General features: G+C 41.3%; 13 protein-coding genes. 11 read left to right on the top strand and 2 right to left on the bottom strand.

Annotated features, from left to right (window positions below):
• Window positions 1–84: 84 nt before the first annotated feature.
• Complete coding sequence (locus BIV59_RS00120) at window positions 85–882, top strand: patatin-like phospholipase family protein (RefSeq protein WP_071349400.1); 798 nt, start codon at window positions 85–87, stop codon at window positions 880–882.
• Window positions 872–1,897: a SepM family pheromone-processing serine protease gene (locus BIV59_RS00125; protein ID WP_071349401.1), complete on the top strand. Its 1,026-nt coding sequence runs from the start codon at window positions 872–874 to the stop codon at window positions 1,895–1,897. The genes BIV59_RS00120 and BIV59_RS00125 overlap by 11 nt, the downstream gene beginning before the upstream one ends.
• A 76-nt stretch (window positions 1,898–1,973) precedes the next feature.
• Here the strand turns inward: BIV59_RS00125 and BIV59_RS00130 are convergent, their stop codons facing one another.
• Window positions 1,974–3,185 (bottom strand): nucleotidyltransferase, encoded by a 1,212-nt coding sequence (locus BIV59_RS00130; protein ID WP_071349402.1) that lies wholly within the window; start codon window positions 3,183–3,185, stop codon window positions 1,974–1,976.
• Window positions 3,186–3,593: 408 nt separating this feature from the next.
• On the opposite strand from BIV59_RS00130, the gene BIV59_RS00135 reads away from it, so the two are divergent.
• From BIV59_RS00135 to BIV59_RS00150, 4 genes are all read left to right on the top strand, one after another.
• Entirely contained in the window at window positions 3,594–4,115 is a 522-nt protein-coding gene (locus tag BIV59_RS00135) for a YceD family protein (protein ID WP_071349403.1), read from the top strand.
• A 69-nt stretch (window positions 4,116–4,184) separates the two neighbouring features.
• Window positions 4,185–4,358, top strand: coding sequence for a 50S ribosomal protein L32 (gene rpmF, locus BIV59_RS00140; RefSeq protein ID WP_071349404.1), 174 nt, complete (start codon window positions 4,185–4,187; stop codon window positions 4,356–4,358).
• A gap of 136 nt (window positions 4,359–4,494) precedes the next feature.
• On the top strand, window positions 4,495–5,253 hold the full coding sequence (locus tag BIV59_RS00145) for an enoyl-CoA hydratase/isomerase family protein (RefSeq protein ID WP_071349405.1): 759 nt from the start codon (window positions 4,495–4,497) through the stop codon (window positions 5,251–5,253).
• 83 nt (window positions 5,254–5,336) lie between these two features.
• Complete coding sequence (locus BIV59_RS00150; protein WP_071349561.1) at window positions 5,337–5,954, top strand: RsfA family transcriptional regulator; 618 nt, start codon at window positions 5,337–5,339, stop codon at window positions 5,952–5,954.
• Window positions 5,955–6,079: 125 nt separating this feature from the next.
• Here BIV59_RS00150 and BIV59_RS00155 read toward each other — a convergent pair whose 3' ends face one another.
• Window positions 6,080–6,544, bottom strand: a complete 465-nt coding sequence (locus BIV59_RS00155; protein ID WP_071349406.1) for an N-acetyltransferase — start codon at window positions 6,542–6,544, stop codon at window positions 6,080–6,082.
• A 285-nt stretch (window positions 6,545–6,829) separates the two neighbouring features.
• Here BIV59_RS00155 and BIV59_RS00160 point away from each other — a divergent pair, with 285 nt between their 5' ends.
• From BIV59_RS00160 to rsmH, 5 genes are all read left to right on the top strand, one after another.
• Window positions 6,830–7,717: a 2-dehydropantoate 2-reductase gene (locus BIV59_RS00160; protein WP_071349407.1), complete on the top strand. Its 888-nt coding sequence runs from the start codon at window positions 6,830–6,832 to the stop codon at window positions 7,715–7,717.
• Window positions 7,714–8,106 (top strand): DUF3397 domain-containing protein, encoded by a 393-nt coding sequence (locus BIV59_RS00165; RefSeq protein WP_071349408.1) that lies wholly within the window; start codon window positions 7,714–7,716, stop codon window positions 8,104–8,106. Before BIV59_RS00160 ends, BIV59_RS00165 begins: the two co-directional genes overlap by 4 nt.
• A 148-nt stretch (window positions 8,107–8,254) precedes the next feature.
• The gene (gene bshC / locus BIV59_RS00170) at window positions 8,255–9,883 is read left to right on the top strand and encodes a bacillithiol biosynthesis cysteine-adding enzyme BshC (RefSeq protein ID WP_071349409.1); all 1,629 of its coding nucleotides are present in this window, start codon (window positions 8,255–8,257) and stop codon (window positions 9,881–9,883) included.
• A gap of 215 nt (window positions 9,884–10,098) precedes the next feature.
• Window positions 10,099–10,530 carry a division/cell wall cluster transcriptional repressor MraZ gene (gene mraZ, locus BIV59_RS00175; protein WP_071349410.1) on the top strand — a complete coding sequence of 144 codons (432 nt, stop codon included), beginning with the start codon at window positions 10,099–10,101 and terminating at the stop codon, window positions 10,528–10,530.
• 50 nt (window positions 10,531–10,580) lie between these two features.
• Window positions 10,581–11,513, top strand: a complete 933-nt coding sequence (gene rsmH, locus BIV59_RS00180) for a 16S rRNA (cytosine(1402)-N(4))-methyltransferase RsmH (RefSeq protein ID WP_071349411.1) — start codon at window positions 10,581–10,583, stop codon at window positions 11,511–11,513.
• The last annotated feature ends 23 nt before the right edge of the window (window positions 11,514–11,536 follow it).

The raw sequence follows: 11,536 nt of genomic DNA on the forward strand, positions 1-11,536 counted from the left end.
CCTACACAATATGCACATAGAATTCATTTTAAGACCATAACTTTAAAGGAATGATATGACCGTGAATCAAAGGAGGGAGCGGCCTTGAGAGAGCCCAAAATCGGCCTAGCGCTTGGCTCTGGAGGAGCGAGGGGCTTCGCTCATGCAGGAGTCATTAAAATTCTGGAAGAAGAGGGCATACCTGTCCATATGATAGCAGGAAGCAGCATGGGGGCTCTTGTAGGAGCATTTTACGGGGCAGGTCCTGATATTGAAAGGCTGTATCAGCTTGCAAAGACCTTTAAGCGGAAGTACTATCTGGATTTTACAATTCCCAAGATGGGCTTTATTTCCGGCAAGCGGATCAAGGAGTTTATCAGAATGTTTACATATGGGAAAAATCTCGAAGACACCGAAATACCAGTATCAATTGTAGCTACAGATATTAAGACAGGTGAAAAGGTCATTTTTGATAATGGACCGATTGCTGAAGCTGTCAGGGCGAGTATTTCAATTCCGGGAATCTTCGTTCCTGAAAAAATTGGTGACAGGCTGCTGGTTGACGGAGGGGTGGCAGACCGGGTTCCGGTTTCGGTGGCAAAAAGCATGGGTGCTGACATTGTTATAGGTGTTGATGTGTCGCATTTTAAGCAGGAGGCGGAAATAGCATCCATTTATGATGTTATCATGCAAAGCCTTGATATTATGCAGCGGGAACTCGCGGAAAACAGAAAAGTTGCATCTGATGTCATGATCCGGCCGGATGCTGGAAAATACAATTCAAAATCATTTACAAATATTCTTGAAATAATTACTATTGGAGAAGAAGAAGCAAAAAAGCATGTAAAAGAAATTAAGAAATGCATTGAAACTTGGAAGGAGTCTGCTATAAATGAGCCGTAAAGTTTTTTTTCGCTCTTTCCTGGCTGCGATTATCATTCTTTGTGCATCCGCGTTTTATTACCTGCCTTACTATGTAACTAAACCTGGAATGGCAAAAGAGTTAGAGCCGATAGTGAAAGTTCAGGGGGGCGATGAAGCAAAAGGAAGCTTCATGCTGACAACTGTAAGAATGGGAAGAGCTAATATTTATTCGTATATTATTGCGAAAATGAGCAAGTATCAGGAGCTGTATCCTGAAAGAGCTATTCGGGACGAAAGCCAAACGGATGAGGAATACAATGTCACACAGCTGCACATGATGGATGGTTCGAAAAATAGCGCAATCAAAGTTGCGTATGAAAAGGCGCATAAGCCGATTTCCTTTAAGTATTTAGGGGTATATGTGCTTGAGGCAGTAAAAGGCATGCCTGCTTATGGCAAATTGCATGCAGGGGACCAAATTGTACAAGTTGATGACCTGAAGTTTCATTCATCAAAAGAATTCATGGATTATGTAGGGAAAAAGAAAGCAGGCGACAAAATCACCCTTGTATATGAAAGAGGGAACTCCGAAAAAACAGCAGTGCTGCCTCTGAAAACCTTTAAAGAAGATCCAAAAAGGGCCGGAATAGGAATTGCATTGGATGATGATAAAAAACCTGAAACCACTCCAGCTGTTTCCATAAATACCGATCAAATCGGCGGGCCGTCAGCAGGTCTGATGTTTACTTTGGAAATTTATAATCAGCTGACGAAAGGCGACCTTACAAAAGGCTATCAAATAGCCGGAACAGGTACAATGTCAGAGGACGGGTCAGTGGGTCCGATAGGCGGGATTCAGCAAAAAATTGTAGCGGCAGATGAAACCGGTGCACAGATTTTCTTTGCTCCTAATGAAAAAGGAAGGCTCCACTCAAATTACCGGGATGCTTTAACGGCTGCGAAGGATATCAAAACAAAAATGAAAATTGTGCCAGTTGACTCTTTCGATGATGCACTAAACTATTTGGAGAAACTAAAGGCGAAGAAATCCTGATTTTTTCTTTTCCGGAAAATTAAAAAGCTTAAACAATCTGTGCTGCAGATTGTTTAAGCTTTTTTTGTGTGTTTTTTTACGGCAGCATGACTGGAGCTTCATACTCTCTTTTTATAAGGATATTTTGAGAGGATGGTTTAAGCCCCATTGCATATATATTGGCGGCCTTTATATCTGGAAGGATATTCTTGTCATGATATGACGATAGTTTTGAAATTATAGGAAGAGGCAAAGATTTCTTAACTTCACTTAAATAGTTCCTTCCTCTGGCTGTCATGCCGAGCAGCCGTAAATATTGAGGCATTTGCCCGTCTTGCAGCCGATTTTGCCTCGGAGTTCCTGCAAGCACATGAATGAGAATCCTTTGAATTCTTGTCCATGTATAGCGCTTTGTTTTCATGAGCCCCATAAATTCCTGGAAGTTAGAGGACGATAATGCTGCATCTTGCATCCTATGCTCTATACCTTCTTCCACTTCATAAATTTCTGCCAATTGAGAAGGAGTGGAAGACACAATTTTATATTTCAGGAGCGGCCAGTAATGTTCCCAGGTATGAAAGGAATGATAAGTCTTCATGTACGTACCGAGAATTTCTTTCGTTGAGAGGGGAATGTAATCCCCAATTCCAGAAAGGTCCTGGCCGTTTTCCGACAAAGCCTTCCTTATGCCGGTTGCACTGGCAATATGGCCTGAGATAAGCTCGGTTTCATGGTAATCCGCTCCAATCCGCTGAATGGTAACAGGCTTTATGGAAAATCCATTTGAAAGGGCAGCTTTGACATATTCATAACCGAGGATATTATTCGGCTTCGTCAAATCGAGATACTGTCCGCCCTTTGAGAGCGTACTGAATACGAGTGAAGCTGCTTTTGGATAACTGTTTCCCTCTTTTATGAATTTTTTTAGCAATTCATCAAAAAGAACCTGATTTTCTTTCAAAAAATGATATGCCTGAAGGAATGGCTCTATTTTCCCTTCTTCACTTCCGAAACAAAAAGCCTCGCATTTCAATGCTTCCAATATGCCGATAGACCCTCTTGCGAAGATTTCAGCACTATGCGGAGCGAAAGCAAAAGGAAGCTCTATAACTAGATCGGCACCTCCTGATAACGCCATTTCTGCCCTTGCCCACTTTGAAACCAAGGAAGGTTCCCCCCGCTGCAAAAATGGCCCGCTCATGACAGCTGCAACAATATCAGCGCCTGATTTCTTCCTGCTCTGAGCGATATGAAATGCATGCCCATTATGGAAAGGATTGTGCTCTACAACTACACCAACAGCCCTCATAACCTTCACCTCACCTGAATTAATTTGTATTTTTTCAACTTCATGCTAAAATAGTACTTGGCCCAAAGAAAAACGTAAGCGGTTGATCAGCCTGCGAAGCAAATAGGGCAGGACCTGCATGGCGCAGTATGCCATAAAGGGCCGGCATCTTTTGCACAGCAGGCTAGCCGCAGCAGTTAGCCAAAGAAAAACGTAAGCGGCTGATCAGCCTGCGAAGCAAATAGGGCAGGACCTGCATGGCGCAGTATGCCATAAAGGACCGGCGTATTCTGCGCCGAAAATGCCCAAAATGCATGAATGGCTTAAAGTTAAAATGGTTATAATGACTACATTATAGTGTAAAGAAAAAATATTGACAAACGGTAGAATGACAGCTATAATTACCTTTGTTGCCTTGAGGTGATTCATTTGAAATGGACAATTAGTCAACTTCAAAAATATCGGGATAAAAATTTTCAGATTGATGAATATGCGGACGTTACTGGAATCATGGAGAGGGATCCGCAGATTCGCGGAGTTTCTCCTATAAAAGTAACAGGAAGAGCTGACCTCAGTTCGGGGAGAGTTACTTTCCATTTGCATCTTTCTGGAGAATTAATATTGCCTTGCTCCCGTACACTGGTAGATGTAAAATATCCGATTGATATTGATACAATTGAAACCTTTTTATTTAACGCACACGGTGAAACCTTCGAAGGTGAAGAAGTAACTGTTGTGGAGGGTGACGTTGTAGATCTAATACCGGTAATAACAGAAAATGTATTGCTCGAAATTCCCATGCAGGTTTTTTGTGAGGATGTCAATTCAGAAGAAGGAGCTCCCCAGTCAGGAAAAGATTGGGCGGTTGTTTCGGAAGAAGAAAGCAAACAAAAGCTAGATCCAAGATTAGCAAAGCTTGCCAACTTTTTTGACAGCGATAAGGAATCGTAATGGAATCAGGAAGACAGAATTCTTTTTGTCTTCATAGTCTTTTCACTTATTTTTAAGGAGGTGGGAATAATGGCTGTACCTGCTAGAAGAACGTCCAAGACTGTTAAAAGACAGCGCCGTACACACTTCAAGCTTCAAGTTCCAGGTATGGTAGCATGCCCAAACTGCGGTGAAATGAAACTTTCACACCGTGTATGTAAGGAATGCGGTACCTACAAAGGAAAAGAAGTTGTAAATAACTAATTTTACAGCTGCATAAAGATAGCATCCGCTTTTCTTTATGCACAAAAGCCTTAATTGGCTCAAAGCACAGAGACATGCTCTCTGTGCTTTTTTACATATCGGTTATTACATTCAATTAATAGTCAGGAGGATGGATATGGAAGAAACGGTCAGGATTGAAAAAAATGAAGGCGGTTGCATGAAAATATTCATTAATCGGCCAGACAAGAGAAATGCCGTCAATACAGCGGTAATGAAAGGCCTTGAATTAGCGCTCGAAGAAGCTCGGACGGATGATGCGGTAAAAGCTGTGATATTAACAGGCAGCGGGGAAAAATCCTTCTGTTCAGGAGGAGACATTAAGGAATTCAGTGTGCTTCACACTGAATCAGAAGCATTGGGCATGCTTGCGAGAATGGGGAAGATTGTATACAAGCTGGCAGTTATACCGAAACCGACCATAGCCTTTTTAAATGGAAATGCTTTTGGAGGCGGCTGTGAACTTGCAGCAGCATGTGATTTCAGATATGCAAAAACGGGGGTTTCGTTTGGTTTTATTCAGGGAACCCTTGGGATAACCACGGGATGGGGCGGTGCATCTCTTTTGCTGGAGAAGATTCCTCCTCAGGCAGCTATGGAATTATTAATGACATCGGGGATTTTTTCATGCGAACAAGGACATGAAATGGGTTTTATCGATCATATCGTCAGCAGCATTCAAGATGCTGACGATATGATCAAGCCTATTTTGGAAAAAGAACTCCATGTGCTGAAATCTTATAAAAAAATACTAGTCAGCAGGATGCAGCAGAACGGGCTTAAAGAAAGAATGAAGGAGGAAATCAATAATTGTGCCGTGCTTTGGGAAACAGATGCACATCACATGGCGGTAGAGAGCTTTCTTAATAAAAAATAATTCATGAACCATCTAGCTTTTTCTTCTATCTTTTCTAGCAGGAGCATATGTATGAAATAAAAACCTGCTATGGAGGGGAAGAAATGTCAATTGCCAGACAAGATGCGTGGACCCAGGATGAAGATTTATTGTTAGCAGAGGTAGTGCTGAGACATATACGCGAGAGCAGCACACAGCTTAAAGCGTTTGAAGAGGTGGGAGTGCAGTTATCCAGAACAGCGGCAGCCTGCGGGTTCCGCTGGAATTCCTTTGTTAGAAAACAATACAAATCAGGCATTGAGCTGGCAAAAAAACAGCGTAAAGAAAATAAGGTGATAGCGAAGGAGACGGAAATACTCCCTTGTGGGGAAGATGCAGCGATTTCCCTTGCCCCTGAAGAAAGCCTTTCATTTGGAACTTCCCTATCCTTCGGGGAGGTAATGAAATATCTTACAAGATTAGAAGAAGTCTACAAGCTCCATAGCAAGGAAAAGGAACAATATGCTTTTGAAAATGAAAAACTGGGAACACAGATTGAAGCCTTGGCGGAGGAAAATAGGATTCTTAAAGAAAAAATGGAGTCCGTTGAAGAAGATTATCACGCCCTGCTGTCTATCATGGAAAGAGCCAGGAAGCTGATTGTTCTGGAGGAAGATAAAAAGATTCCGAAGGTTAAATTCCAGATGGACAAAAACGGTAATCTTGAGAGAGTCAACAAGTAAGATCATACAATATAAACTGCAATCTGCTGTATCAATATTCATATTCTATTATCACATTAATTTCATTTAAGATAATAAAAGAAAGCGCATGCAGTTAAGCACGCTTTCTTTTATTTTCCCTGCAGTCATTCAGCAGCGCTGTCTGGATGCCAGAGCAATGGATTTTCACCCAGGTCTCTTTCCATATCATATTCTGCGTGTTTGAAATTCATTTTGTTCCAGAAATTTTCTGATTTTACGCGCGGGCTGGTTTTAATAGGCAGTCCAAAACTTTTTGCATATTCAACCAAGGCATTTCCGTAGCCTTTTTTCTGGTATTCAGGAAGCACTTCAAGCTTCCATAGCTCTAGATAATCCTGCTTAGGCTCAAAATAACGGTCAAATTTCGCTTTTCTTTCATATAAACTCATGCGCGCTACCAATTTGTCTCCGAAGTAAATCCCGTAAAAAGGAGATTGACTATTGTTTTCTATGATGTTGTCCTCCAGATCCCCAAGCATGGACAGCTCCTGCAAACCATATTCTTTAAACTTTTTAAATTCCTCTAATGTTTTATAATTGACCAGCAGACGTTCTATTTTATATTCCATGCAAAGATCCCCCTTTTAGCTCAATGGATGTGTCTTCTTTTAACGCGGAGCCGGGAATTTTCCTCCGGCAGGTTAAACGCTTACTTATACACCGCCATAAGACATACCTAATTAAAGACACTTTACTCACTTATTATAGTATATTTCTTCAAATAATTCTTTAAAAAAGGAAAGAGCAATGCTTATGGCGTATTTAACTATATAGCAAAAACTTCGCTGGATTTTTTGTTGTAGCGGATAATTTGATATTATTAATGTAAAAAGTCAGGAATAAGGCAGGTTATTATGAAAATAGGGATTATTGGCGGCGGTGCAGTCGGACTGCTTTTTGCTGCTTATTTGAATGACGATCACGAAATCACCATATATACACGCACGCAGGAACAGGCGGAGCTGATAAACAGGGAAGGGCTGCTGCTTGTTTCGCAAAATAGGCATACCGTGAAAAAAGTGTCTGCAAGCAGGATGAGCGAACAAGTAAAGCGTGAAGAAATGCTTATTGTTGCTGTAAAACAATATCAATTAACAGACATACTTTCATCGATAGGGGACATTGGTATACCCCTGCTGTTTCTGCAAAATGGATATGCTCATATTGAATTGCTGAAAAAACTGTCATCAGACTCTATATTTGTAGGAGCTGTGGAGCATGGAGCATTCAAACAAAGCGGAAATTCCGTCGAACATACGGGAATGGGAAAAACCCGCATTGCCGCTTTTTCCGGAGATCTTGCTCTGCTTCCTTTTTCATATCATAAAAACAATGATTTTCCTTTTGTCTGGGAAGAAGATTACCGCGAAATGCTGATAGAGAAGCTTGCCGCAAATTGCGTCATTAATCCATTGACTGGCATTCTTGGTGTGAAAAACGGAGCGCTTATAGAAAATCCGCACTATTATCAAGTATTTGAAGCTCTGTTCCATGAAATCTCTCATGTGCTGGAGCTGAAGGAGCCGCAAAGTCATTTTGAGCGTATAACGCAAATTTGCCGGAATACTTCGGAGAATACTTCTTCAATGTTAAGCGACCTGGAAAACGGGCGAAGTACAGAAATTGACTCGATCTTAGGATATGCAGTAGCCGAGGCAAAAGTTAAAAAGAAGGAAATTCCGCTGGCAGCGGCTCTTTTGAGTATGATAAAAGGAAAGGAAGCCGGGGAGGGCAATATATGATATCAATTCTTTCTGCAGTGGCAGCAGCTCTTATAACGGTTCCTTTTATCGGATATATAGCTGCGTTTGTGTTTGCTAAACAAGTGACTAAAAATCATCGGCGTTCTGTGCATCTGGCCATGGATGTCAGTACGTTTTTATTTATTGTGTCTGTTCACTTTCTCATTATAGCAATTTGGCATAAGTCGTTTTTTTTGATTTTGCTTCTGTTCATGCTTGGAATTGCCCTCCTTGTTACGGTTATCCACTATAAAGCGAAGGGAGAAATTATTTTCAGTAAAGTACTTAAAGGGTTTTGGAGAGTGAACTTCGCCTTTTTCTTTTTCTGTTATATTGTTTTGACTGTAATCGGAATTTTATATCGCATATCATGGACGCTTGCATCATAAATGCTGCAAGGGCTGCAATCACATTAAGTGCAGATCGTCTAATATATTGCGATAATAAATGGATTTATTGGGCAAGTTTTTTTGTTTTCCCGGGTCAGAATGATATACTCTAAAAAGAATTGCAGTAGCAGAGAAAGGGAGAACAAAAATGGAGATGAAAGATCTCGCTTTACCATCTTTAAATCGTTTTGCTTCAGATTACCTGGAGGGGAATTTGACGCTTGAGGATTACTTTCATTATAGCGTTTCAAGCAAGGGCTCTTTTAGTCGCAGATATAATGAGCTTATGAATCGCTCTTTTTGCAGGATGGAACTGGCGACTTACATACAGCAATATATGGCGCGCTTTCCGCTGAGCGATAAAGCCGCCCGTAATATAGAAGATCTTAAGAATGAAACTTCCGTAGTGGTTGTCGGCGGGCAGCAGGCAGGACTTCTGTCAGGTCCGCTTTATACAATTCATAAAGTGATATCCATCATAAAGCTTGCCGCAGAACAGGAGAAGGAAATCAATGCGCGCGTTATTCCTTTATTTTGGATTGCGGGTGAAGACCATGACCTTGCCGAAGTGAACCATGTATATACACTGAAAAACCAAAAGCCTGAAAAGAAAACGTATCCGCTATATCATCCTTTTAAATCTGCAGTAACGGATGTTGAGCTGGATTTGGAAACAGCTTATGCCTGGATGGAGGAAATCGTCGAGACTTATGGCGAAACAGATTTTACAAATAAACTGCTTGCCGATATGAAGGGTATTCTGCAACAGTCAAATACTTTTGCTGATTTTTTTGCAGCTTTGATTCATGAGTGGTTTTCGGAATATGGATTATTAATGATAGATGCTGGTGACCCTTCATTGCGGAAAATTGAGTCGGAGTACTTTGGGCAAATCATAACAAACACCAGGAACATAACAGAAGCAGTTCTGTCACAGCAGTCTTTTATGCAGGAGCAGGGGTATAACCGGGCTATTGAAATGGATCCAAGCGCGGCAAACCTGTTTTATTACGACAGGGACAAGAAGGAAAGAACACTGCTGGAATTTGACGGAGACACCTTTTATGGTAAAAACGGCGAGGTATCCTTTAGTTATGGCGAACTTTTATCGATAGCGGAAAATGAGCCAGAGAAGTTAAGCAATAATGTAGTGACCAGGCCGCTCATGCAGGAAATGCTTCTTCCGGTGCTGGCATTTATTTCAGGGCCTGGAGAAATTGCTTACTGGGCAGAGCTGAAGCGTGTTTTTGATTTATTCTCCATGAAAATGCCTTTGATCATGCCGCGCTTGAATATTACCATCCTTGAAAGAGGCATTTGGACTGATATGAAAGATACCGGCCTGGACTTGGAAACGGTCCTGACGGAGGGTGCAGACGCATCTATGGAGGCCTTTCTTGAGTCCGTAAAAGATGATGAAGCCTGGCTTCAGTATGAATTAACGAAAAAACAGCTTGCGGAAAACCATCATCTTCTTTCTGAAAAAGCCATGGAAATCGATAGAGGTCTTGCTCCTTTGATGGAGAAGAACCGCCTTTATCTTGAGAGGCAGCTGGATTTCATTTATGGAAAAATTGTTGATAGTACCAGAAGAAATCATTCTGTAAGTGTAAATAAATATCAGCGGATAACCAATTCGCTATATCCGCTTGGCTCTCCGCAGGAAAGAATCTGGAATATCTTTTATTACTTAAATAAATACGGACCTGACTTCATTAAAGAAATTATGGAGCTGCCGTATGAATTTAATAATCAGCATAAAGTCATTTTTATATAGGTAATCAGACAGGTCGTGTGCCTGTCTTTTTTTGTGCCTGGAAAACTGAAATTTATGGCAGGAACACTGTAAATTTATTCATACAATGGAACAGTTGCCCTCAGGAAAAAGCAATTGCAAAAGCAGGAATTACTTTCCCCTTTAACGAAAGTAAAAACAAGTGGTGAAAAGTGGGGGATTGTGGTACATTGATATTAGAAAGTGGGGGCAGTGGCATGTTCATGGGCGAATACCATCATAACATTGATACGAAGGGACGAATCATCGTTCCGGTTAAGTTCAGAGAAAGCCTCGGTGAAGAGTTTGTTTTAACACGGGGACTTGATCAATGTTTATTTGGCTATCCAATGGACGAATGGAAACTGCTTGAAGAAAAATTGAAAGCTTTGCCTCTTACTAAAAAAGATGCCCGCGCCTTTACCCGTTTTTTCTTTTCAGGAGCTACGGAATGCGAATTGGATAAACAGGGGCGCATTAATATTCCCGCACCGCTTACTGCTTACGGTCAATTAGAAAAAGAGTGTGTGATTCTCGGAGTTTCCAATCGAATTGAGATTTGGAGCAAGTCTCTTTGGGAAGACTATTTTACAACTTCAGAAGACTCTTTCGCTGAAATAGCAGAAAACATGATAGGTTTTGATATCTGATTCTGTACAGGGAAGAGCAGCTTCAATTATCGGTTGGAAGGATGTATAAAATGTTTCAGCATAAAACAGTACTGCTTAAGGAAACTGTGGACGGTTTAGATATTAAGCCTGACGGTGTGTATGTAGATTGTACACTCGGAGGTGCAGGACACAGTGAATACCTGTTATCGCAGCTATCAGCTAATGGAAAGCTATATGCATTTGACCAGGATATTACAGCAATAAAACATGCTGCTGAAAAACTGGCCGGCTACGGAGAAAGAGTGACCCTTATTCAAAGCAATTTTGAACATATAAGTGAAGAGCTAAACACCCGCGGAGTACATAAAGTTGATGGAATCCTCTATGATTTAGGTGTTTCCTCTCCGCAGCTCGATACGCCAGAGAGGGGCTTTAGCTATCATCATGATGCCCCGCTTGACATGAGGATGGATCAGAACTCAGACATCTCTGCTTACCAGGTTGTTAATGAATGGTCATTTCAGGATCTGACAAGGATTTTCTTTCAATATGGGGAAGAAAAATTTTCTAAGCAGATAGCAAGAAAAATCGAAGCTGCCAGGGAAAAGAAGCCTATTGAAACGACCTTTGAACTAGTAGAACTTATTAAAGATGGAATACCGGCACCAGCCAGAAGAAAGGGCGGACATCCTGCCAAAAGGATTTTTCAGGCTATCAGAATTGCCGTAAACGATGAACTTGGCGTTTTTGAGAATTCGCTTAAGCAATCGATAGAGCTTTTGAATCCCGGGGGAAGGATTTCTGTCATCACCTTCCATTCACTTGAGGACCGGATCTGTAAGACTGTATTTAAAAGCGCAAGCGATTTGCCGGAGCTTCCGCACGGCTTGCCGGTCATACCTGAGGAGTTCAAGCCGCCATTGAAATTAATCACCAGAAAACCCCTGCTTCCTTCTGAGGAGGAACTTGAGGGAAATAACCGGTCACGATCGGCGAAATTAAGGATAGCTGAAAAACTATAAAATAACTATATTCTGTGAGGGGG

Origin of the sequence: Bacillus sp. MUM 13 (assembly GCF_001866725.1) — a bacterium.
Taxonomy (GTDB): Bacteria; Bacillota; Bacilli; order Bacillales; family DSM-1321; genus Peribacillus.